General features: G+C 61.5%; 20 protein-coding genes and 2 pseudogenes. 16 read left to right on the top strand and 6 right to left on the bottom strand.

Annotated features, from left to right (window positions below; all coding sequences use genetic code 11):
* Positions 1–30 precede the first annotated feature (30 nt).
* Both D906_RS10400 and D906_RS10410 read left to right on the top strand, forming a co-directional pair.
* Positions 31–1,554, top strand: a complete 1,524-nt coding sequence (locus D906_RS10400) for a PLP-dependent aminotransferase family protein (protein ID WP_027615155.1) — start codon at positions 31–33, stop codon at positions 1,552–1,554.
* 261 nt (positions 1,555–1,815) lie between these two features.
* Complete coding sequence (locus D906_RS10410; protein WP_027609033.1) at positions 1,816–2,706, top strand: alpha/beta fold hydrolase; 891 nt, start codon at positions 1,816–1,818, stop codon at positions 2,704–2,706.
* Positions 2,707–2,731: 25 nt separating this feature from the next.
* Here D906_RS10410 and D906_RS10415 read toward each other — a convergent pair whose 3' ends face one another.
* A complete protein-coding gene (locus D906_RS10415) occupies positions 2,732–3,082 on the bottom strand; it encodes a tetratricopeptide repeat protein (protein ID WP_232062799.1) in 351 nt (116 codons plus the stop codon).
* Positions 3,083–3,389: 307 nt separating this feature from the next.
* On the opposite strand from D906_RS10415, the gene D906_RS10420 reads away from it, so the two are divergent.
* Positions 3,390–5,015: a methyl-accepting chemotaxis protein gene (locus D906_RS10420; protein ID WP_027615156.1), complete on the top strand. Its 1,626-nt coding sequence runs from the start codon at positions 3,390–3,392 to the stop codon at positions 5,013–5,015.
* Positions 5,016–5,092: 77 nt separating this feature from the next.
* Here D906_RS10420 and D906_RS10425 read toward each other — a convergent pair whose 3' ends face one another.
* A complete protein-coding gene (locus D906_RS10425; RefSeq protein WP_027615157.1) occupies positions 5,093–6,373 on the bottom strand; it encodes an MFS transporter in 1,281 nt (426 codons plus the stop codon).
* A gap of 247 nt (positions 6,374–6,620) precedes the next feature.
* Positions 6,621–7,496, bottom strand: coding sequence for a universal stress protein (locus D906_RS10430; protein WP_027615158.1), 876 nt, complete (start codon positions 7,494–7,496; stop codon positions 6,621–6,623).
* 243 nt (positions 7,497–7,739) lie between these two features.
* Here D906_RS10430 and D906_RS26780 point away from each other — a divergent pair.
* Positions 7,740–7,841 (top strand): annotated as a pseudogene (locus tag D906_RS26780) (DUF2780 domain-containing protein); the annotation flags it as partial.
* A gap of 117 nt (positions 7,842–7,958) precedes the next feature.
* Here D906_RS26780 and D906_RS10445 read toward each other — a convergent pair.
* Positions 7,959–8,657: an RHS repeat-associated core domain-containing protein gene (locus tag D906_RS10445; RefSeq protein WP_371262234.1), complete on the bottom strand. Its 699-nt coding sequence runs from the start codon at positions 8,655–8,657 to the stop codon at positions 7,959–7,961.
* A gap of 621 nt (positions 8,658–9,278) precedes the next feature.
* Here D906_RS10445 and D906_RS26785 point away from each other — a divergent pair.
* A pseudogene (locus D906_RS26785) lies at positions 9,279–9,686 on the top strand (hydratase); the annotation flags it as partial.
* Here D906_RS26785 and D906_RS10460 read toward each other — a convergent pair.
* Entirely contained in the window at positions 9,676–10,494 is an 819-nt protein-coding gene (locus D906_RS10460) for a helix-turn-helix domain-containing protein (RefSeq protein WP_027615159.1), read from the bottom strand. The pseudogene D906_RS26785 and the gene D906_RS10460 sit on opposite strands and share 11 nt — an antisense overlap.
* A 106-nt stretch (positions 10,495–10,600) precedes the next feature.
* Here D906_RS10460 and D906_RS10465 point away from each other — a divergent pair, with 106 nt between their 5' ends.
* The 11 genes from D906_RS10465 to D906_RS10515 all read left to right on the top strand — a co-directional run bounded on the left by D906_RS10465 (position 10,601) and on the right by D906_RS10515 (position 21,378).
* Complete coding sequence (locus D906_RS10465; protein ID WP_019096512.1) at positions 10,601–11,032, top strand: MAPEG family protein; 432 nt, start codon at positions 10,601–10,603, stop codon at positions 11,030–11,032.
* A gap of 80 nt (positions 11,033–11,112) precedes the next feature.
* Positions 11,113–11,346: a hypothetical protein gene (locus D906_RS10470; RefSeq protein ID WP_016714321.1), complete on the top strand. Its 234-nt coding sequence runs from the start codon at positions 11,113–11,115 to the stop codon at positions 11,344–11,346.
* A gap of 140 nt (positions 11,347–11,486) precedes the next feature.
* Complete coding sequence (gene pstS / locus D906_RS10475) at positions 11,487–12,518, top strand: phosphate ABC transporter substrate-binding protein PstS (RefSeq protein WP_016714320.1); 1,032 nt, start codon at positions 11,487–11,489, stop codon at positions 12,516–12,518.
* 70 nt (positions 12,519–12,588) lie between these two features.
* Positions 12,589–13,554 (top strand): phosphate ABC transporter permease subunit PstC, encoded by a 966-nt coding sequence (pstC, locus tag D906_RS10480; RefSeq protein WP_016714319.1) that lies wholly within the window; start codon positions 12,589–12,591, stop codon positions 13,552–13,554.
* Positions 13,554–14,447: a phosphate ABC transporter permease PstA gene (gene pstA / locus D906_RS10485; RefSeq protein ID WP_016714318.1), complete on the top strand. Its 894-nt coding sequence runs from the start codon at positions 13,554–13,556 to the stop codon at positions 14,445–14,447. The genes pstC and pstA overlap by 1 nt, the downstream gene beginning before the upstream one ends.
* A 75-nt stretch (positions 14,448–14,522) precedes the next feature.
* Positions 14,523–15,284 carry a phosphate ABC transporter ATP-binding protein PstB gene (gene pstB / locus D906_RS10490; protein WP_042131386.1) on the top strand — a complete coding sequence of 254 codons (762 nt, stop codon included), beginning with the start codon at positions 14,523–14,525 and terminating at the stop codon, positions 15,282–15,284.
* Positions 15,285–15,374: 90 nt separating this feature from the next.
* Positions 15,375–16,073, top strand: a complete 699-nt coding sequence (locus D906_RS10495) for a hypothetical protein (protein ID WP_025753184.1) — start codon at positions 15,375–15,377, stop codon at positions 16,071–16,073.
* Positions 16,073–16,672, top strand: coding sequence for a hypothetical protein (locus D906_RS10500; protein WP_016714315.1), 600 nt, complete (start codon positions 16,073–16,075; stop codon positions 16,670–16,672). Before D906_RS10495 ends, D906_RS10500 begins: the two co-directional genes overlap by 1 nt.
* 357 nt (positions 16,673–17,029) lie before the next feature.
* On the top strand, positions 17,030–18,217 hold the full coding sequence (locus D906_RS10505; protein ID WP_016714314.1) for a porin: 1,188 nt from the start codon (positions 17,030–17,032) through the stop codon (positions 18,215–18,217).
* A gap of 130 nt (positions 18,218–18,347) precedes the next feature.
* On the top strand, positions 18,348–19,511 hold the full coding sequence (gene nosP / locus D906_RS10510) for a nitric oxide-sensing protein NosP (RefSeq protein ID WP_027615160.1): 1,164 nt from the start codon (positions 18,348–18,350) through the stop codon (positions 19,509–19,511).
* Positions 19,441–21,378, top strand: a complete 1,938-nt coding sequence (locus tag D906_RS10515; RefSeq protein WP_371104903.1) for a NahK/ErcS family hybrid sensor histidine kinase/response regulator — start codon at positions 19,441–19,443, stop codon at positions 21,376–21,378. Before nosP ends, D906_RS10515 begins: the two co-directional genes overlap by 71 nt.
* 45 nt (positions 21,379–21,423) lie before the next feature.
* Here D906_RS10515 and D906_RS10520 read toward each other — a convergent pair whose 3' ends face one another.
* Complete coding sequence (locus tag D906_RS10520) at positions 21,424–22,089, bottom strand: response regulator transcription factor (RefSeq protein WP_016714311.1); 666 nt, start codon at positions 22,087–22,089, stop codon at positions 21,424–21,426.
* Positions 22,090–22,107 lie beyond the last annotated feature (18 nt).

The raw sequence follows: 22,107 nt of genomic DNA on the forward strand, positions 1-22,107 counted from the left end.
CAGCAGAACCTCCAGATTTGGATAATTCACATGGTCCAGCTTCGTAAATGGCAGCCGCTGCTCAAACTCGACGGGGCGCAAGCTTCGTACCGGCAGATTGTCGAGGGCTTGGTGGCCGCGATCAGCGAGGGTCGCCTGCGCCCTGGCACGCCCTTGCCGGGCACGCGGGAGATGGCGCAATTGCTGAACGTCAACCGCAAGACGGTGATCCTGGCCTATGAGGAAGCCGAAACCAAAGGCTGGCTGCAAAGCGTGCAGCGCCGGGGCACCTTTGTCAGTCAGCAACTGGCGGCCAGCGCACGGGCCGAACATGATGCCACCCGGCGCTTTGCCCTGGCGCTGCCCGAGGAACCCGCCGTTGCCTACTTTGCGGCGAACGAGCAGGCCGCCGCGCAGCAGGGGCGGCCAGGTGCGTTGTTTTTCGACAACGGTGCGTGTGACCACCGCCTGCTGCCGCAGGCTGTACTGCACCGCTATTACCGCAATGCCTTGCGCAGCAGCTTCACCAGCAACAGCGTGCGCCACGGCAGTGAATGCAGCAGCCGCTACCTGCGCAGCGCCCTGGCCGACATGCTGCGGCACAATCGCAGCCTGAACGTTGGCGCCGAGCATATCTGCCTGACCCAGGGGGTGCAGATGTCGTTGTCGCTGGTGGCCAGCGTGTTGCTCAAGCCGGGTGATGTTGTGCTGGTCGAGCGCCTGAGTTATCCGCCTGCGTGGGAGATTTTCCGTCAGCGGGGTGCCCGGCTGGTCACTGTGGAACTGGACCATGAGGGCTGCCGGGTCGATCAGCTCGATGCCCTGTGCAGGCAGCACAAGGTACGGATGATGTACATCACGCCCCATCACCAGTTCCCCACCACGGTCAGCCTGCCGGCCGGGCGCCGGCAGCAGTTGCTGGAGCTGGCGCGCCAGCACGACTTTTGCGTGGTCGAGGAAGACTACGACTACGAATACCACTTCTCCGGGCGGCCCTACCTGCCTTTGGCCAGCGACCGCCAGCAGCGGCATGTGATCTACATTGGCACGATGTCCAAGCCCTTGGGCAGCACGTTCCGCTGCAGTTATATCGTGGCGCCCGTGGAGGTGATTGCCGTGCTGGAGCGCAGGGCGACGCTGACCTTGGGGCAGGGCGATGCGGTGATGCAGCGCATGCTGGCGGACTTGATCAATGAGGGCGAGCTGAAGAAGCACTTGCGCCGGGTCAACCGTGAGTACCGTCGACGCCGTGAGACCCTGTTGGCGTGTTTGCACGAAGCGTTTGGCGAGCACATTTGCGTACAGGAGCCGGAGGGGGGACTGGCGCTGTGGGTGCGCTTTGCCGACGAAATCAATGTGGATGAGTTGGTCGAGAAAGCACTGGAGCTGGACCTGGTGGTGCGCAGTGGGCGGCAGTTTTCCCCGTTTGGCCATGCCGAGAACGCCCTGCGCCTGGGGTTTGCTTCGCTGGATGTGGATGAGATCCGGCTGGCCACGCAACGTTTGGCACAGGCCGCACAGCGGCCCCCTTGTCGAGCCGCTATCGCCGCCGCCACACCTCGCCTTGCTCGCTGACCACCCAAGGCCTGTCCGCCGCATCGATCAGCACCCCGCCAACCCAACGCGGTGCGGGGTTGCAATCAAGCCACTGTACCTTCCCGGCAAGCACCTGTTCGGCAAGCGGGCTCAGCCGCAATTGCCGCTGTGCCCAGGCCTCCCCAGGGCCTCGCCTTTAACGGTGTAGCGTACCGGGTTGCAAACGATAGTTTACCCATGCCGTGTGGCACGCCTTATAGTGGCGGGCTTTTCCAGGTTCAAGTCAAAGGAATGGCCACTATGCGTGTACGAACCCTGCTTGCGGCAATCGGTGCCAGCGTTGCCCTGTCTTCGGCGTTAGCCGCACCAGGCCAATCAGTACCTATGGCTGATGAACGCATTTCTGTGCAGGTCGAGGGCGCCGGGCCAGACGTTATCCTGATCCCTGGGTTGGCCTCATCGCGTGAAGTATGGGCAGGGCTTGCCAGTGCGCTGCGCCAGCAGCACCGCCTTCATCTGGTGCAGGTTGCAGGTTTTGCCGGCGCGCCTGCCGTGCCCGCTGCGCAGGGGCGCGTGGCAGCTCCCGTGGCCGAGGCAGTCGCAGGCTACATCCGCAGCCAGCACCTGGAGGCACCGGCCATCATTGGTCATTCGCTGGGCGGCGAGGTTGCGCTGATGCTCGGCGCGCGTCACCCCGAGCAGGTGGGGCGGCTGATGGTGGTCGACGCGCTGCCGTTCTACACGTTATTGATCGATCCGGCGGCAACCGCTGAAACGGCAGCACCACAGGCTGCCGCCTTGCGCGATGCGATGTTGGCGGCACCGGCAGCGCAGGCCGAAACGATGCAGCGGGCAGCCATCGACCGGTTGGCCAAGACCACAGCGGCCAGGCCTGCACTGGTTGATGCAGCGCTGCGCTCGGACCGCAAGACGGTAGCCGATGCCACCCATGAACTGATGACCACCGACTTGCGCCCGGAACTCGGGCGTATCCAGGCACCGGTAGAGGTCGTGTATGCCTATGATCCCCTGTATGGCATACCCGCGACCCGTGTTGATGCAACCTTCGCTGATGCCTATGCCGGCACGCGGGGCATCAGTTTCAAGCGGATCGACGGCAGCTTCCACTTCGTCATGCTGGATCAACCCCAGGCGTTCGCCGAGGCAGTGGTCGATTTCCTCGGTCGCTGAGTTTTTGTTGGCGCTTGGCCGATCATCAATGCGCAGCCGTCGGCAGCATGCCTGAGCGTTGGGCGTTGTGTGCGGCTTCAATCAACTGCAGGTTGCGATTGCGCAGCGCGTGGTTGGCCCCGACACGCAGGTTGGAACGCAGCGCCAGCGTCTCTGCCTGTTCAAACTGCCCTTGCTGCAGGCGCAGAACGCCAAGGTAGTGCAAGGTTGCCGGGTTGTTCGGCTGGATGTGCAGCGCGCGCTCAAGGGTTGCCGCAGCCTGGTCCAGTTTGCCGTCGGCATACTGCTGCGAAGCCGTTTCGATCAGCACGGTCGATGCCGTGTTGCTGCGTGCAGGCGCCGAGCGCTCGCCGGCCAGCGAGTGGGTTGTTGCCACTACGCTCAACAACAAAAGCAAGGCTGACAGGGCAGGTGTGCTGGGCATTGGCAGTGAACTCGACAGGTCTTTGGCAAGCCGCTCGCGGGTAAGGGGCGAGGGGTCGCTATAGACCGGGAACCCGGGATGAAGTTCAAACGTGGGCGGCGCACTGCCGCCGCTCCCGCCCCTGGGCTGGGCAACATCTGTTCGGTTACCGCCCATAACCGCTTCCAGGCACCTCAAGCCTGCGCCGGCACCTCCGATAGCAGCACACCCACCGTCGAATCATCGACCAGAAGTGGTGCCAACCAGGAGTACTGCCCGCATGCTTGCCAACCTGAAGATACGTACCGGAATGTTCTGGGTATTGTCGCTGTTCAGCCTGACCTTGCTGTTTTCTACCGTGAGCGCCTGGTGGGCAGCTGTGGGCAGTGACCAGCAGATCACCGAACTGGACCAGACCGCACACCAGTCGGACCGGTTGAACAATGCGTTGCTCATGGCGATTCGTTCCAGTGCCAATGTGTCCTCGGGTTTCATCGAGCAGTTGGGTGGCCATGACGAGAGCGCAGGCAAGCGCATGGCGCTGTCGGTCGAGCTGAACGACAAGAGCCAGAAGCTGGTCGACGAATTTGTCGAAAGCGCGCGCGAGACCGCCCTTCGCACACTGGCTATCGAGCTGCAGGCTACCTTTGCCGAGTACGCCAAGGCGGTGGCGGGGCAGCGGGAAGCGACCCGCCAGCGTTCGCTGGAGCAGTACTTCAAGGTCAACAGCGATGCCGGCAATGCCATGGGCCGGTTGCAGGCGTTGCGTCAGCAACTGGTTGGCGCACTGAGTGAGCGGAGCCAGCAGATCATGCTTGAGTCCGACCGGCGCCTGGCCCGTGCGCAATGGTTGAGCCTGGGCCTGCTGGGTGTGACCTTGCTGTTGGCGGTGCTGTGCGGGGCCTTCATTGCCCAGCGGGTACTGCGCCCGTTGCGTGAAGCCGGTCGGCATTTCCAGCGCATTGCCGGTGGCGACCTGAGCGTGCCGGTGCAAGGCCAGGGCACTAACGAGATCGGCCAGCTGTTCCATGAGCTGCAACGCATGCAGCAGAGCCAGCGCGATACCCTTGGGCAAATCGACCACTGCGCCCGGCAGCTGGACGCTGCTGCCACGGCTTTGAACGCAGTCACCGAGGAAAGCGCCAACAACCTGCGCCAGCAGGGGCAGGAGCTGGAGCAGGCCGCTACCGCCGTGACCGAAATGACCACGGCTGTGGAGGAGGTTGCACGTAATGCCATCACCACTTCGCAGACCACCAGTGAGTCCAACCAGCTGGCCGCACAAAGCCGTCGCCAGGTCAGCGACAACATCGACGGCACCGAGGCCATGACCCGCGAGATCCAGACCAGCAGTGCGCACCTTGAGCAGTTGGTCGGGCAGGTACGGGATATCGGCAAGGTGCTGGAGGTGATCCGCTCGGTGTCCGAGCAAACCAACCTGCTGGCGCTCAATGCCGCCATCGAGGCCGCCCGCGCGGGTGAGGCCGGCCGTGGCTTCGCGGTGGTGGCGGATGAAGTGCGCACATTGGCCTACCGCACACAACAGTCGACCCAGGAAATCGAGCAGATGATCGGCCGCGTGCAGGCCGGTACCGAGGCCGCAGTGGCTTCGATGCAAGCCAGTACCAACCGTGCCCAGTCGACGCTGGACGTGACCCTGGCCTCAGGGCAGGTGCTGGAGGGCATCTACAGTGCGATCGGCGAAATCAACGAGCGCAACCTGGTCATTGCCAGTGCGGCCGAAGAGCAGGCCCAAGTGGCGCGGGAGGTGGACCGTAACTTGCTGAACATTCGCGAGCTGTCGAACCACTCGGCGGCGGGCGCACAGCAAACCAGCGAAGCGAGCAAGGCGCTGTCGGGGTTGGTCGGGCAGATGACAGCGCTGGCGGGCAGGTTCAGGTTGTGACGTTCAGTGCAGGGTGCGCCTGTATGCAGACGCGGGCTTGCCTACAAGGGGCTGCACAGCAGCCCCGGCAATACAACTCAGCCCGGCTGCGCCACCAGGCTGTTGCTGACGTTGCGGCCCAGCACCAACACCGTGACAAAGCCGCAGCCTACCAGCGCCGTGGCCAGGCTCAGCAGCACCGCTGTGCCCATGTGGTCGACCACCTGGCCGCCGAAGAATGAGCCCACGGCAATGATCACCTGGAACATGGCCACGAACAGCGGCATGCCACGCTCGACATCCTTGGGGGCTACGACAAACATCCAGATGTTGGCGCAGGCCGGGAACGCACCGAAGGCGAAGCCCCACAGTGCGATCAGCATCGCGGCGCCGGTCATGCCGGTGGCGAAGTGCGGGAACAGGGCAGTGCTGACGGCAATCATCAACGCGACCAGCATCAGGGTATGCCGCACGCTGCGGTTGGCTGCAAAGCCGGCGAAGATGTTACCCATGAAACCGGCCACACCATACAGCAGCAACAAGGAGCCGATCGTAGGCCCGTCGAACCCGGCATTTTGCTTGAAGAACGGTGCGACATAGGTGTACGCGGCAAAGTGCGCCAGGCCAATCAGCAACACGGCGATCAAGCCGACCCGTGCTTGCGGGTTGATGAACAGCGCCGGCAGGTCGCTGATGCGAATGGCCTTTTCCGGCATCAGCCGCGGCAGCAGGAACACTTGGGCCAGCAGCACAGGCACACCCACCAGTGCGGTCACCAGGAAGGTCATGCGCCAGCCCATCAGGCCACTGAGCCAGGTGCCCACGGGTACACCCACGACGGTTGCCAGGGTTACGCCAGCCATGATGATGGAGTTGGCCTTGGCCACGCCCATGCCATCAGGTGCCAGTCGGCCGCTAAGGGCAATGGCGGTCGCCCAGAAACCACCAATGCTCACACCCAGCAGCACGCGGCCGACCAACAGCAGGTTGAAGTCGCCGGCATAGGCCACGATCGCGTTGGCGATGATCATGATCAGTGTCAGGCCGATCAGCAGGTAGCGTCGGTCCAGCGCACCCACGCCGACGGAAATCAGGGGGGCGGCCAATGCGGCCATGATGCCGGGCAGGGTCACCATCAGGCCGGCAAGGCCGGCACTGATGCCCAGGTCGCTGGCCACATCGTTGAGCACCCCCACCGGGAGGAACTCACTGGTGACCAGGTCGCTGGCCACATCGTTGAGCACCCCCACCGGGAGGAACTCACTGGTGACCAGGGCGAAGGCACCCACGGCGACCGAGAGGATTGCCAGCCATTGCTGCAGGACACTCTGTTGACTATGTTCGGGAAGGCCGCGAGGGGCCTGGCGGTTGCTTGGCATGGGTTCGGTTCCATGAGGGATATCGCCTGTAGCAGGCGCAGGAGCGGGGGGATTTGCAGGGGATTATAGGGACGCCCTTGTCAGGACGACAGGCAGGCTGCTTGATAGTAAACATCAGCGCAATCGATGAAACACCGTGAGCAGAGCGCTTGCAATGGCAGTGTCACTGTAGGCAGTTGTTGCGGAACCTGGGAATGCTGCGGGTAGGGCAGCATTCGGAAAAAGGCTGCCCGCCTGGTCCGGTGTGTTATGGCGACACCAGCACATCACACTGCGATTCGTTCAGTACATGCTTGGTGACGCTACCCACCAACAGCTCCTCCAGCGCGCTAGTACCCTGCTTGCCGACCACGATCAGGTCGCATTCCAGCTCCTGTTCCTGTTCGGCAATGCGCCAGCCAGGGTCGCCATGCACCACGATCTGCCGTGCATCGGACATGCCGGCTGCCTGGCTCAGGGCGGCAAGCTGTGTCACAGCATCCTTGCGGATCACATTGCGGTAATGGGTGAGGGTGTCGTGGTCGATATGGGCGAAGCGCACGCTGCTTTCGAACGGTGCTTCGTACACATGTAACAGAATGATCTCGGCCTGTGGGGCAATACGCCTGGCCAACTCGATGGCGCGCAGCGATACGGGGGAAAAGTCGACGGGAACCAGCACGGTGCGGTAGGCATCGCGAGGGGCAGGCTTGACCACCAGCAAAGGGCAGGGCATGCGGTTGAGCATTTTCTGCACGGTCGAGCCCAGCAGCAGGCGCCGGGCCACGCCTTGGCCCCTGGCGCCGCACACCAGCAGGCTGCTGTGCTTGTCCTGTACCACCCGGGTGATTTCCGTGGTCACCGAGCCGCTGGCAACCTGCACACCTGCAGAGATGTCGTAGCGCTGGAACAGCATGGCGGCCAGCGCATGGATTTTTTCTCCGGCGCTATCCAGTACGCGCTTCAACAGGTCGTCGTCAGGCACTACCAACTGCTTCAGGCGCTCGAAGGGTGCAGGGTTGGCAACGTAGAGCAGGTCAAGCGAGGCCTGTTGCGCTTTGCTCAGGTAGGCGGCGCGCTCCGCAGCGTTGCGGGCATAGGGGGACAGGTCGGTGGCAACCAGTATGTGTTTCAGCGGGCTCATGTGGGGCTCCTTGTCCAAGGCCGCGCACAGTGATATTGGATAAATCCCTATTGCTGTGCGGCTGGCGGTGCTTGAGTCATTCCTTGCTTGAAGCCATCCTCGCGCGAACCCGGCGTGAGGGCTTGATGTGTGTCAATGGAATGGAGAAGCTGCAGCTGCAGCTGCAGCGAATCATGCTGGCAACAGCACGCGCAGCACCCCTGTGACGACAATGGCAAACACCACCACCGGCAAGAAGGAAAACCATTGTTTCTACTTTACGTTGGGCAGCAGGGGGCTGCCGGGCCGTTGTTGCAGAATCTGGGTAGCTTGTGGACGGCGCCGTTGGTACAGCTTTCGGTCTGAAGGTCTTTTGGCAGGTACTATCGCCGGGAGGCCTTGTCCTCTGTGTCGGGGTTGGCTGCCGGTTATGAGGTCACCCCGATAGATCCCGATTCAGCGCATTATTCCGGCTCAATGTTATCAAGTAGTTGGATTGAGTCTAGGCGGTAAAGGTGGTATTTCGCCACGGACAGCAGCGTTGTCCGTGGCGAGAGAGTTAGATCCATTTCCTAAGTTAATTTCAGATTGTATTGCCGTTTGTAGCGGATGTCCCTGGGGTAGGGTGTTTAATATCATTATGTTATGTTCGTTGGCATAGTTCTGTCGGCTTGCTTGGTCGAAAATGTTAAATGAGCCGATATCAATGTCGTTCTGAGAATAGGTGCGTTTATTTTTCAGGATGGATTTTGGTTCGTCGTTGACTCCGTGAGAGATATTACTGGGCATCAGATGTTTATTGAAGTGCACGGATCTTTTGTCGCCGGATATTAGTTTCTCCCCTTTGATAGGGTGTGTGACGCTATCTCGTTGCAATGGGGGGCGTTTGCTTAGGTCTTTGGATGCCTGGGCTTGGCGTTTGATTACCTGGGCTTTTACTCCTCCGCGAGGTACGCCGATATTACTGACTACGCGTCTTGTCTGTGCGGATGGGTCTGAATAGTTAATGGGGTCGGAAGAGCAGTAAGCGTATGTGTTTATCCCTCCGTCCCTGAAGGGGCTTAAGCTGTCAGGGCTTAGGAAGCGCATAAGAATAGGGCTGTAATTGCGATGCCCCGCTCCAAGCGCGTAACAGTTTGTCATGGAGTCCAATGCCTGACCAGTGAAGCTGATTAACTCCAATATTGAGTTTTCAGCGGGGTCATAGCCATAGGGTGAATAAACATTTGTTTTTTTTGGTTGGTGTTTTGGTAGTTAAGAACTGAGTGGCTAGCATTGATTGCAATAAGGCAGGAATCACCTGTTTTGCTCGAATCCATTAGCGCGAGTGGCTGTTCGCCATTTCTGAAAGCAGAATGAGTTCTAGCGTGCTCTTTGATTGAAATAAGACTTTTGTTCTGGTAAAAATATAACCTGAAAATAGGTGTGGCATTCATCGTGCTATTACCTCGGTCCATTGAGAAGTGTGCAAGCGTGCAGGTATAAGTCTCTCGTGATTTCAAGTCGGGTACTACTGGCAAAAATGATAGGTATACGCATCCATGGCCGGCTGACCAAGGCGGTCACGGGTTTGTACCTGTTACCTTGCGCCGTGGCGGTTGCAGTAGCTTGGGTAACAGGGTTGGTTGGCCATTTATCCAGGCTTTTTTAGTAAGACCGCAGCGAAGGTCATGTCGAAGCCGTAGTTGCGCGGGTCGCCGAGCAACGGCCCGATTTGCGCGCCAAGGCTGGTGAAAGCCACCCAGGTGGCCCGCCGGCACAACGCTATGCCCATGAAGTATCGCAGGCTGAAGGCGCCGCGCTGATGTGCGCGCCACCTGCGTCACCTTCGAAGTGGTGCGCTCGCGCTTTGTCGACCGCAAGAGCGTCGGCTGGCCAAGCTTCGTGGCGGACAACGTGGGGTTTGAAGCCTTGGTCGTGGGCAGCAGCCTCGGCGCAGGCATCGACGTGCCTTTGCTGGCCGACCTGGCCGAGACCACCGAGGTGCATGTTGATGGCGAACTACGCGTGCGGGGCTTGACGGGCGATGCCGCAACCGACCCGTTGGTGTCGCTGGCCCACCTGTATGCCCATGCTGCCGAACGTGGCTTTACCCTGAATGCCGGGGATGTGGTAACCACGGGGGCCATGTGCCAGCCCTTCGACCTGAAGGCAGCAGGGCATCAGGTCAGTGCCAGGTTCCTTGGCCAGACGTTGTCGTTCACCCTGTAACGGCCGACCACTGTTCGAATGCCGCCTGCATCCGCTGCCGTGTCTGCGGGTCGGCAGGGATCAGGTGCTCGATGCGCAGTGATTGCACGGTAATGTCCTGCGGCATGCCGAATGTGGTGAACGTGGACAGAAACGTCAGCACACCGTAAGGCGTGCATACACGGGTGAGCATCACGGGAGCCGCCGCCGCCGTTTCAAGTGGGCTGGCCGGGGCCGGCAGGCTGTGCAAGCGCTCGGCCAGTGCCGGGTTGCCGGCGGCCTCCCTGGTGGCGCGCTGCCAGGCAGCGGCGCGGATCTCTTGCGCATTGGCCAGGTGGTCGCCCAGGCCGCCAGGGCAGAGCAGTGTTTGCAACAGGTTAAGCCCTGTCACCGGTTGTGCCGTAACGCCTGCCATCGCCAACAGCAGGCCCGTACTGGTATTGGCGGCGATGACGTCCCAGTTGCTGTCGATGACGATTGCCGGTGCGGGGTTGTTCACCTGCAGGATATGGTCGATAGCGGTGTGTACCAAGGCCAGTTCAGGCGCATCGAGTGGCGAGGCCGCGTAGCGGGGCGCGTACCCGGCGGCGACGAACACCTCATTACATAACGCCAGCGACGCGCCAAGCGCCGAAAGCAGGGCATGCAAGGTGCTCGGGCTGGGCTTGGCGCGCCCGGTTTCCACACAGCTCAGATGACGCTGCGACAGCCCCGCCAGCAGCGCCAGTTCCAGTTGGCTGAGGTTGGCCTGCCGGCGCAGCTGACGCAGATGCTGGCCCGCCGTGGTCTGTGGGGCAGGGGTATTTCGATGGAAAAGATGCGGATTCATGCGTTGCCCTGATCGTCCTTGAGTGCAATGTCCATGACCTCACGGGTCATTGAGCGCAAGCAACCCTATCACTACTGTGCTGGCAAACCCTACCAAGGAGAGGACGATGGGCTTGCATGTCTTTGCGCTTTGCGTGGTCGCGTTGTTCCTGAAGATGTTCCTGGTCTCCTGTTATCAGGGTTACCACCGCTTGCGCGTTGTCGCGTTCACCAACCCGGAGGATGCCGCTGTCTTCAAGCGCGCCCCTCAGCCAGCGGAGCGCCCGCAGGTAATCCGCGCCTCCAGAGTGTGGGCCAATGATCTTGAGAACATCCCGGCTTTTTTTGCCCTTGGCGGGCTGGCCATTGCACTGGATTCGCCTGCCGCACTCACTGCCTGGCTGTGCGTCGTGTTCACCTTGGCCAGGGGCCTGCACACAGGGGCCTACCTGGCGGCGCTGCAGCCTTGGCGAACACTTTTCTATGGTATCGGTGTGCTCTGCCTGCTGGGCTTTTGCGTGCTCATCCTGATGAGGGTATTCAGCCTTTACCGGGCCTGATGACCGCCCGCGCAATTTTGCATGAGTCAGCTTGATGCTTTCCTCTAGCAGTACTAATACTAAAGCACTGCCGAAGAGGGATGATCATGCAGACGCGCTTCGTTGTGGTTCCTGCCGTGCCGCTCCAGAAAGAAATCTACCCGCGCCGCCTCGGCTTTCCTGCCGTGTTGGGGGAGGGCTACGACCTTTATGACACGCAAGACAAGATGCGCCTGAGCCTCAACTTTCCGACCCGGGCTGCGGCGGAGTTCGAGTGCCTATGCCGTAACCGCTGCCCAGAAACAGATGAGGGGGGTATTGCCGGCCTTGGTTGATGCCGGTGAGCCGCGCATGGCATCAATCTGCCGTGATGGCGCAACCAGAAAGCTCTAACGTGCGGCCTGCCATTCAATAGTCACAAAGCTGTAACACAGCTGATGCAAAGTGTGCCGGCCATCACACGGAGCACATTTTGATGAAACGCCTGATGAAGTCTGCTGCACTCGCTGTTGCCGTTTCCCTCTGCGCCACTTCGGCAGCCTTTGCTTCCGAAAACGTTCGCCTGACCGGTTCCGGTGCCAGCTTCCCTGCACCCATCTACCTGACCTGGTTCAAGGACTTCAGCAAGAACACCGCTGGCGTCACCGTTGATTACCAGTCCAAGGGGAGCGGGGCGGGTGTACAGGACTTCCTGAACAAGACCGTCGACTTCGCCGCCAGCGACTCGGCCATGAGCGAAGCAGACATTGCCAAGGTTGGCGAAGGCGTGCAGTTGCTGCCAATGACCGCCGGTGAAATCGTGCTGGCTTACAACCTGCCGGGCAACCCTAAAGGCCTGAAGCTGCCGCGCGATGTGTACTCCAACATCTTCCTCGGCAAGATCACCCAGTGGAACGACCCGCAAATCGCTGCGGCCAACCCTGAGCTGAAGCTGCCTGCCACCCCGATCACCGTGGTGGTACGTGCCGACTCCAGCGGTACCACCGCCGTCTTCACCAAGCACCTGTCGGCCATCAACGCTGACTTCAAGCAAGGGCTGGGTGAAGGCAACACCGTTAACTGGCCGGCCACTGACAAGTTCATCAAATCGCCGAAAAACGATGGCGTAACCGCCACCGTCCGCCAGACCCCAGGCGCCATCGGCTACATCGAGTACGGTTTTGCCAAGCTGGCCAAGGTCGACTTCGCCGTGCTGCAGAACAAGGCTGGCCAATACGTCGTGCCGAACGCCGAGAGCGGTGCCGAAGCACTGGCTGCGGTGAACATGCCGGAAAACCTGGTGGCCTGGCTGCCAGACCCGACCGGTGCCAAGTCCTACCCGATCACCTCCTACACCTGGATGATCTTCCGCAAGGACAACGGCAACCCGGCCAAGGCCAAAGCCATGCGTGAAATGGTCGAGTACAGCCTGACCAAAGGCCAGACCATCGCCGATTCGATGGGTTACATCCCGCTGCCACCGTCGGTTGTCGACCAGGTGCGCAAAGCGTCGGCCAACATCCAGTAATACCCAGGCGCTCCCGGTATGGCAGTGAAGCCGTGCCGGGCGTGTTTGTCCCTTGTCCCGGAATTTGCCCATGAACACACCCTTTGCCATACCGGATAACCCCGACTCTGCGTGCCAGCCACCGTCAGCGAAAGACTTCCTGGTTGATCGCACCTTCCGTGCGCTTGCGCGCATTGGTGTGGTGCTGGTACTGGCGCTGGTCGTCGCGCTGGTCTACGAAGTGGGCCGCAAGGCACTGCCAGGCATTGAAAAACACGGTTTTGACGTGCTGTTCGGCAGCGTCTGGGATGTTAACCAAGGCAAGTACGGTATTCTGCCAGCGATCTGGGGCACGCTTTACAGCGCCTTCATCGCACTGTTGATCGCCGGTTTCTTCGGCGTCAGCATGGCCATTTTCCTCACCCAGGATTTCCTGCCGGCACGGCTGGCTGCCGTGTTCCGCACCATTGTCGAGTTGCTCGCCGCCATCCCCAGCGTGGTTTATGGCCTGTGGGGCATCTACGTCGTTATCCCGGCCATCCGCCCGCTGACCACCTGGTTGAACAGCGAGCTGGGCTGGATCCCGTTTTTCGGCACTTCCTTGAGCGGGCCAGGCCTGCTGCCTGCGGCGCTGGTGTTGGCCATCATGATCCTGCCGACCATTGCCGCCGTTTCCCAGGATGCGCTCACCAGCGTGCCGATGAAAACCAAGCAGGCGGCCTACGGCATGGGGACTACCCACTGGGAAGCCATCCTCAAGGTGATGGTGCCATCCGCCGCCACCGGTATTTTCGGTTCGCTGGTGCTCGGCCTGGGCCGTGCCTTGGGTGAAACCATGGCGCTGGCCATGCTGGTCGGCAACGCCAACACCATTTCCGTGTCCCTGTTCGCACCGGCCAACACCCTGGCGGCGCTGTTGGCGCTGAACTTCCCGGAAGCCGGCCCGAACGAGGTCGAAGTACTGATGTACGCCGCACTGGTGCTGATGTTCATCACCCTGCTGGTGAACGTGCTCGGCTCGATGATCATGCTCTACGCCCAGCGGGGTAACAAATAATGACGGACCTCAGCACCCCAACAACTGCTTTGCCCAGCCTGCAGCGCAAGCTGGAAGGCCGTGCCCTGCGCAGCCTGATACTGACCACGCTGGCCTGGGTTGCGGCGCTGGTGGCCAGCGTGCCGCTGATTTCCGTGCTGTACATGCTGGTTACCCGCGGCGGTGCACGCCTTAACCTGGAAGTGTTCACCGAGCTGCCGCCCACCGGCTTCGAGATGGGCGGTGGCTTCGGCAACGCCATGGCCGGTACGTTCGTCATGGTCGGTATCGCCGCAGCCATCGCGGTGCCGGTTGGCATCCTGGCGGCGGTATTTCTGGCCGAACTCGGGCCGGACAGCAAGCTGGCCAACGCCGCGCGCTTTGCCGCCAAGATGCTCACTGGCCTGCCGTCGATCCTGGCCGGTGTATTTGCCTACGCCCTGGTGGTGATGACCACCGGTACCTATTCGGCGCCGGCAGGTGGCGTGGCACTGGCGGTACTGATGCTGCCGATCGTGGTGCTGACCGCCGAAGAGTCGATGAAGATGGTGCCCAAGATCATGAAAGATGCTGCCTACGGCATGGGTTGCACCCGTGCACAGGTGATCTGGAAGATCGTCTTGCCCACCGGCCTGCCCGCCATCCTGACCGGCGTCATGCTGGCCGTGGCCCGCGCCGCTGGCGAAACCGCGCCACTGCTGTTCACCGCGCTGTTCAGCAACTACTGGATTTATCACGACGGCAGCCTGGCGGTCATGAACCCCACGGCCTCGCTGGCCGTACTGATTTACAACTTCTCCGGCATGCCGTTCGACAACCAGCTGGAGCTCGCCTGGGCGGCTTCGCTGGTACTGGTAATGATCGTGCTGGTAATCAACATTCTTAGCCGTGTTTTCGGCAAGCCCAAGTATTGAGAAAGGGAGCATCCAAACTTGAACGTATCCACTGCGCAAAAGGTCGCTCCCGTGGTCAACGAAACCCCCATCGTCATGGACTGCAAGCTGGACAAGATCTTCTACGGCAACTTCATGGCCGTACGCGACAGCCATGTGCCGATCCGCAAGAACGAGATCACCGGCTTCATCGGGCCATCCGGCTGCGGCAAGAGTACCGTGCTGCGTAGCCTCAACCGCATGAACGACCTGGTAAAGGGCTTCCGCTTCGAAGGGCATGTGCACTTCCTGGGCCAGGATGTCTACGGCAAGGGCGTCGACCCGGTAGTCGTGCGCCGCTACATCGGCATGGTGTTCCAGCAGCCCAACCCGTTCTCGATGAGCATTTTTGACAACGTCGCGTTCGGCCTGCGCCTGAACCGCTACAAGGGCGACCTGGGTGACCGCGTGAAGCACGCGCTGCAAGGCGCCGCCCTGTGGGACGAAGTAAAGGACAAGCTCAAGGTCAGCGGCCTGTCCCTGTCCGGCGGCCAGCAGCAGCGCCTGTGCATCGCGCGCGCCATCGCCACCGAACCGGAGGTGCTGCTGCTGGACGAGCCGTGCTCGGCACTCGACCCGATCGCTACCCGCCGCGTCGAAGAGCTTATGGTCGAACTGAAGAAGGACTACACCATCGCGCTGGTAACCCACAACATGCAGCAGGCGATTCGTGTCGCCGACACCACCGCATTCTTCTCGGTCGATATCTCCCAGGGTACCCGTACCGGTTACCTGGTCGAGATGGGCCCGACCACGCAGATTTTCCAGAACCCGCGTGAACAATTGACTGCCGACTACATCAGCGGCAAGTTCAGCTGATCACTTTTCAAGGTGGCCGGGCGTTGCAGCCAGGAAGGGTGCAACGCCCGGCCGCGTTACCTTCCGTTAAAGTGTTACCCGGGATTTCCAATGCCAGCGATGCGTCGTCTTGATCTGTCAGCGGTAGAGCGCGCACTGCGCGAGGTGCAAGGCCGCTTTGCCGAACTCAGCCAGCATTTCACCGAACCGAGGGACCCGTTCACCGACGAGGTGCTGCTGAATGTGCTTGAAGGCTATGCCCTGATTGACGACTATGTCGCTCGCGGTATCGACCTGTTCGACCTGCAGCAGCTGAACCTGATGCTGGAAATCAATGCCACCGTGCTGTGCGGCAGCGACCCGGCCAGCCGCCTGGAGTTCGCCCCCCACCTGGCTGCAACCGAGGCGCACTTTTTCAACAACGTCGAAGGTGGCATCAAGGATTTGTACAACTGGTACTGCGCGTACCGCAGCGATTCGGTCTGGAAGCGGGCTGCCGGTGTGTATGTACGTATCCTCAGCAAGCCGCAGCTGTTCATCGAAGGCAACAACCGCACGGGTTCGCTCATTGTCAGCTATTTGCTGATGCGTGCCGGGCTGCCGCCATTCGTGCTGTCGCTGGATAACGCCGAGGGTTACTTCAACCCGTCCTCGGTCATTCGCAACTCCGCCAAACACGGTGTCAAGGCTTTGTACGAACTACCCAAAATCAAGAAAAAGTACGCCGCTTTCCTTGAAGCGAAGGCGCCTGAGCCCGGCAAGTTCTTCCTGAGCGGTACGCCCGTGCCTGCCTGCGAGAGGAGCCGCTGATGCTTCGTTCATCCATGCTCCAGCGCGGGCGCCAAGCCATCGAGCGCAAGCTCAAGCGTGGCCAGGTACGTATTTCCTTCGATATCGACGACACGCTCGCCTGCCTGCCTGAGCACGCTGACGCCGAGGACAGCAAGCTGCCGGGCTTCGTCCACCGCTGGTTGGGCGAACCCCTGCGCAGTGGCACGCGTTCGCTGATCCGCGACCTGCGCCGCCAGGGTTGCAGCATCTGGATCTATACCTCCTCGGGGCGCACCCCGGCCTACATTCGCCGCTGGCTGATGCTGTATGGCATCCATGTCGATGGCGTGGTCAACAGCGACCGGCACCAACACATCCTGGCCCAGAAAGGCCTGGAGAATTCCCCCTCGAAGTTACCCTCGGCGTTCGATATCGACCTGCATGTCGATGACTCCGAAGGTGTGCGGCTGGAAGGTGTCGACCATGGTTTTCGTGTGGTGGTGGTGTGCCCGAAGGATGAGCACTGGGCCCAGAAGGTGAAGGACGCGGTGGTCGATGTGCAGGCACGGCTGGCCTGGCAGCAACCGCACCGCTACCAAATGCCACTGCGCCAGCGTTCGCAGGCGCTTGCTTCCTGAAGCTAAGCGATTGCTGTCAGGTAGTGTAATTGGGGCTGCTTTGCAGCCCTTCGCGGGCTCGCCCGCTCCCACAGGTACTGCATAGCCCTTGGCAGCGGTGCAGTCCCTGTGGGAGCGGGCGAGCCCGCGAAGGGCCGCAAGGCGGCCCCGGTTCGTTCAGGTGTATCAATACCCGCCAGTCATTCATGCGTACACCCTAAGTCCTGCACCCCGACCCAAGCAGGTACCAGCACCAAATCACCGCACCCCATCCTCCAATCCAAAGCACCCAAAACCCCGCCCCAAAGCAGCGTATCTGGCAATTTGCCCTGTTCTGATAATCGCCTCCGACATCCAGTCCCCTGTTTGGAGCGCGCCATGTACAACAACAATAAGCACCTGCCGCCTCGTTTCCTCGCCGCCGCCATCGCCAGCTTTTCTGCCCTGGGCCTGAGTGGCGTCGCCGAAGCCGAGATCATGCTGTACGACAAAGACCAGACCACCTTTTCCACCGACGGCTACATCAATGCCTTCTACGTCAACAGCAAGGTCGACCGCGAAGGCGAGCAGTTCGATCGCCGCCAGTCGCGGGTGAAAATGGGCTTCCTGCCCAACTACCTGGGCTTCAACATGGGCAAGCAGGTGGATGACCTGAAGCTCGGCGCACGTGCCTCGTTCTGGGTCACCATCAACGACAGTGAAACCAACGGCACCGACACCGCCATCGACGTGCGCCAGTTCTACGGCACCGTGGCCAATCCCGAATGGGGCGAGGTGCTGATCGGCAAGGACTTCGGGCTGTTCGCCCGTTCCAACATCCTGCTCGACGAACTGCTGGCCGGCTACGGCCAGGTCAGTGACACCTTGGGGCTGGTGGATGGCGGCGGGGTGTCGTTCGGCAACATCGGCAGTGGCTACCCGTACCCGTTCCCCACCTCGCAGATCACCTACCGCACCCCGGTAATGGACGGCCTGCGCGTGGCGGTAGGCATCATGGACCCGGTGGACACCAACGACAGCAGCCCGACCGGCAAGGCCTACCAGGAAAACCCGCGTACCGAGAGCGAGATTACCTACCAGTTCGACCTGGGCGGGGCGCAGATCTACAGCTGGGTCAACGGCAGTTACCAGACCTCCGACAACACCGACTCGACGGTGGAGACGATCACGTCCAAAGGTGTTGGCTATGGCGTGCAGGCGAAGATGGGCGGGCTGTCGCTGACCGGCTCGGGGTTCCAGGCCAAGGGTATCAACCCGTTCTTTACCAACAATGCCGGCGAACCGGTCTTGCGTAACGTCGACAGTGACGGCTACCTGTTGCAGGGTTCGTACAAAGTCGGCAAGAACCGCATTGCCTTGTCGTATGGCAAGACCAAGGACGACGGCAACGGTGCGGTGGGCAGCGGGGCGGACTACGAGACCCGTGGCGTGGCACTGTTCCATGACGTCAACGACAACCTGAAGCTGGTGGCCGAGTACAACCAGTTTTCCATCGATGGGCATGACACCAGTGCGCAGAACGAAGACACCGATACCTTTGCAGTGGGTGCGGTGTTGACCTGGTAGGCACCCGGGGCCGCAAAGCGGCCCCAACATTTACGCCCATGGAACCGCCCACCCGCTACCCAAGTAGCATTCGTCCCCCGCAAACACCTTCGTACACTGACCCCTCAGCCACCCCGCGCCGGAGACCCCAATGCAGCAGGCTCAAAACGACGGTGTGGTCAGCGCCATGTCCCAGGCCACCGACGCCCGGTTGGCCGCCCAGGACCTGGCGCGGCAATTGCTGCACCCGCACCTGGGTTTCGTGCTGTTCTTCTGTTCCGCCGAATACGACTTGCAGGCCTTGGGCGAGGCCCTGGAGCAAGGTTTCGGCGGCATCCGCCTGGTCGGCTGCACCAGCGCCGGCGAAATCACGCCGCAGGGCTACGGCCGTAATTGCGTCACAGCCGTAGGCTTTGATCACCGGCACTTTTCTATCGCCACTGCGTTGATCGATGAAATGGAGCGCTTCAGCCTGATCGACGCCCAGCAGATGGTCGAGCGCCTGGTCGGCACCTGCCGCAGCAATACGTTAGCCCCCATCAAGGGCCACAGCTTTGCCCTGACCTTGCTCGACGGCCTGTCCAGCCGCGAGGAAATGGTGCTTGCCGCGCTCAGCGCGGCGTTAGGTGAAATCCCGCATTTCGGGGGCTCTGCCGGTGACGACAACTACCTGACACGTACCCACGTGTACTACGGCGGCGCCTTCCACAACGGGGCGGCCGTGGTGGTGCTGGTCAACACCTGGCTCGATTTTGAAGTGTTCACCACGCACCACATCTTGCCACGCCAGGAAAAGCTGGTGGTAACCGGCGCCGACAGCGCCCAGCGCCGGGTCATTGAACTGAATGCCGAGCCCGCAGCCGAAGAATACGCCCGCCACATCGGTGTACCGGTGGCTGCGCTTGACCATAGAGTGTTCGCCGCTCACCCGCTGGCCGTGCGCATTCACGACCAGTACTACGTGCGAGCGATCCAGCAGGTGCACCCGGACCTGAGCCTGAGTTTTTACTGTGCAGTGGAAAACGGCATCGTGCTTACGGCCATGACCCCAGGCCCGCTGTTGCCTAACCTGCACCAGCTGTTCGACGGCCTGCGCCAGCGCCTCGGGCCGCTGTTGCTGACCATTGGTTGTGATTGCTTCCTGCGGCGGCTGGAACTGGAGGCCCGGCATGGCCTGGAACCGGTCGGCGCGTTTCTGCGTGAGCAGCGGGTGATCGGTTTCAACACCTACGGAGAACAGTTCAATGGCATGCACATCAACCAGACCTTCACCGGGGTCGCCATTGCCCGCAACCGGCCTCCTGTCGGGCGCTGAGCTGCAGGCCGAGGTCACCCGGCTGCAGCACGAAAACCAAAAGCTGCAGCGGATCAACGGCGCGTTGATTGAACGCATCGAGTCTGGGGTAACCCGGGGTAACGATCCCTATGCGGCGTTTCAGCATTCCGTGGTGCTGGCCGAGCAGGTGCGTGAACGCACCGATGCCCTGAACCAGGCCATGGCCGAGCTCAAGGCCGTCAACCGCTTGCTCAGCGAGGCCCGCCAGCGGGCCGAGACCGCCCACCAGCATCAGATTCGCCTGATTACCGATAATGTACCGGCGCTGATCGCTTACCTGAACGCCGATCTGGTCTACGAGTTCACCAACAAGGTGTATGAAGAATGGTATTGCTGGCCCCACGGCGTAATGCTTGGCCAGAGCCTGCGCGAGGCCCACAGCGAACAGCATTACCAGCGCCTGGAAGCCTATGTGGCGCGGGCGCTGGCGGGGGAGAGCGTCACCTTCGAATTTGCCGAAACCAATATCAATGGCCAGGAACGCTACATGCTGCGCTCCTACGTGCCGAACCGCCTGGCCAGCGGCGAGGTGGTGGGCATCTTCGTGTTGATCCGCGACATTACCGAGCGGCGCAACACCGCCCAGGCGCTGCACCAGGCCTATCAGCACCTGGAGCAGCGGGTGCGCGAACGCACCGCCGAACTGACCAGCCTCAATGACCAGTTGCTGCGTGAAATCGAAGAGCGAAGCCAAGCCGAGGCTCGCCTGCGCGAGGCCAAGCGCGAGGCCGAACAGGCCAACTTGTCGAAAACCAAGTTCCTCGCAGCGGTCAGCCATGACCTGCTGCAACCGCTGAACGCGGCGCGGCTGTTCACCAGCGCATTGCTGGAGCGCCGCGACCCGCAAGACAGCGCCCACCTGGTACGTAACGTCAGCAATTCGCTCGAAGATGTGGAGAACTTGCTCGGCACTCTGGTCGACATTTCCAAGCTCGATGCCGGGGTGATCAAAGCCGATGTCGCCCCGTTTGCCCTGCGCGAACTGATGGACAACCTTGCTGCCGAATACGCACAGGTGGCGCGCAGTGAAGGCCTTGAACTGCATTTCGTGGGCTGTTCGGCGGTGGTGCGCAGTGACATTCAGCTGCTGGCGCGGATCCTGCGCAACCTGCTCAGCAATGCCATTCGCTACACCCGCAGCGGGCGTGTGGTGCTGGGCTGCCGGCGCCTGCGTGGCGGCCTGCGGATCGAAGTGTGGGACAGTGGCATCGGCATTGCCGAAGAGCACCTGGACGACATGTTCCAGGAGTTCAAGCGCGGTGATGTGCAGCGCCCGGACCAGGACCGCGGGCTAGGCCTGGGCCTGGCGATTGTAGAAAAGATCGCCGGCATCCTTGGGCATCGGATACGGGTACGTTCATGGCTTGGCAAAGGCTCGGTATTCGCCGTCGAAGTGCCACTGAGCACCACCGCGCCCAAAACCCAGCCGAGCCAGGTGGTCAGCGAGCCAATGCTCGAACGCCTGCGCGGGGCGCGGGTGTGGGTGCTGGATAACGACGCGGCGATTTGCGCCGGCATGCGCACCTTGCTGGAGGGGTGGGGCTGCCGGGTGGTCACGGCGCTGTCGGAGGAAGACCTGGCACGCCAGGTGGACAACTACCATGCCGAAGCCGACCTGCTGATAGCCGATTACCATCTGGACAACGACTGCAACGGTGTCGACGCCGTGGCGCGGATCAATGCCCGGCGCACCCAGCCATTACCGGCGCTGATGATTACCGCGAACTACAGCAACGACCTCAAGCAGCAGATTCGCGAGCTGGGCCACACCCTGATGCACAAGCCGGTGCGGCCGATGAAGCTCAAGACGGCGATGAGTCACCTGCTGGCCGGCAGCATGACATAGCCGCTGGCCTCTTCGCGGGCTCGCCCGCGAAGAGGCCAGAACAGGCTAACGCCGCAGGTAGTCGGCAAAATCGATATCCCCGGCACTGAGAATGGCCTGCACCCGGTTATGCACATTGAGCTTGCGCAAGATCGCCGAAACATGAGCCTTCACCGTGGTTTCGGCGATGTCCAGCGTATAGGCAATCTGCTTGTTCGACTCACCCTTGGTCATGCGCTCCAGTACCAGCAGCTGCTTGCGGGTCAGGGCCTGGAGCATTTCCGGCGGGAAGCTCGGCGCCTCGTTGTGGCGCCGGCTGGTGTTGCTTTTCTGGGCGCGGATGATGTCGGGCGGCAGGTAGACATTGCCGTTGAGGATCTGCTCGATCGCTTCGATCATCTGCGAACGGGGCGAAGACTTGGTAATGAAACCCACGGCACCGTAGGTGATGGCCTGCAGCACGATCTGCTTTTCCTGCTCGGCCGAAACGATCACCACCGGGGTGGTCGGCGCCTCGTTGCGCAGGGTAATCAGCCCGTTAAGGCCATGCATGCCGGGCATGTTCAGGTCGAGCAGGATCAGGTCGAGGTCGTCGTGCGCCTGGGTCAGGGCCAGGGCGCTGTCCAGGTCGGCGGTTTCCATGACCTCGCTGCCCTGGAAGCCATCGCTGATGACGTTGTGGATGGCTTCGCGAAACAGCGGGTGATCGTCGGCAATCAAAATTTTGTACATGGCCTTTTCACCTTGTTT

It is taken from the genome of Pseudomonas sp. LAIL14HWK12:I1, assembly GCF_003202095.1.
GTDB lineage: Bacteria > Pseudomonadota > Gammaproteobacteria > Pseudomonadales > Pseudomonadaceae > Aquipseudomonas > Aquipseudomonas monteilii.

Coding starts and splice junctions, on each gene's coding strand:
- D906_RS10400 (WP_027615155.1), top strand. CDS start 31: ATGGTCCAGCTTCGTAAATGGCAGCCGCTGCTCAAACTCGACGGGGCG.
- D906_RS10410 (WP_027609033.1), top strand. CDS start 1,816: ATGCGTGTACGAACCCTGCTTGCGGCAATCGGTGCCAGCGTTGCCCTG.
- D906_RS10420 (WP_027615156.1), top strand. CDS start 3,390: ATGCTTGCCAACCTGAAGATACGTACCGGAATGTTCTGGGTATTGTCG.
- D906_RS10425 (WP_027615157.1), bottom strand. CDS start 6,373: ATGCCAAGCAACCGCCAGGCCCCTCGCGGCCTTCCCGAACATAGTCAA.
- D906_RS10430 (WP_027615158.1), bottom strand. CDS start 7,496: ATGAGCCCGCTGAAACACATACTGGTTGCCACCGACCTGTCCCCCTAT.
- D906_RS10460 (WP_027615159.1), bottom strand. CDS start 10,494: ATGAATCCGCATCTTTTCCATCGAAATACCCCTGCCCCACAGACCACG.
- D906_RS10465 (WP_019096512.1), top strand. CDS start 10,601: ATGGGCTTGCATGTCTTTGCGCTTTGCGTGGTCGCGTTGTTCCTGAAG.
- D906_RS10470 (WP_016714321.1), top strand. CDS start 11,113: ATGATCATGCAGACGCGCTTCGTTGTGGTTCCTGCCGTGCCGCTCCAG.
- pstS (WP_016714320.1), top strand. CDS start 11,487: ATGAAACGCCTGATGAAGTCTGCTGCACTCGCTGTTGCCGTTTCCCTC.
- pstC (WP_016714319.1), top strand. CDS start 12,589: ATGAACACACCCTTTGCCATACCGGATAACCCCGACTCTGCGTGCCAG.
- pstA (WP_016714318.1), top strand. CDS start 13,554: ATGACGGACCTCAGCACCCCAACAACTGCTTTGCCCAGCCTGCAGCGC.
- pstB (WP_042131386.1), top strand. CDS start 14,523: ATGGACTGCAAGCTGGACAAGATCTTCTACGGCAACTTCATGGCCGTA.
- D906_RS10495 (WP_025753184.1), top strand. CDS start 15,375: ATGCCAGCGATGCGTCGTCTTGATCTGTCAGCGGTAGAGCGCGCACTG.
- D906_RS10500 (WP_016714315.1), top strand. CDS start 16,073: ATGCTTCGTTCATCCATGCTCCAGCGCGGGCGCCAAGCCATCGAGCGC.
- D906_RS10505 (WP_016714314.1), top strand. CDS start 17,030: ATGTACAACAACAATAAGCACCTGCCGCCTCGTTTCCTCGCCGCCGCC.
- nosP (WP_027615160.1), top strand. CDS start 18,348: ATGCAGCAGGCTCAAAACGACGGTGTGGTCAGCGCCATGTCCCAGGCC.
- D906_RS10515 (WP_371104903.1), top strand. CDS start 19,441: ATGGCATGCACATCAACCAGACCTTCACCGGGGTCGCCATTGCCCGCA.
- D906_RS10520 (WP_016714311.1), bottom strand. CDS start 22,089: ATGTACAAAATTTTGATTGCCGACGATCACCCGCTGTTTCGCGAAGCC.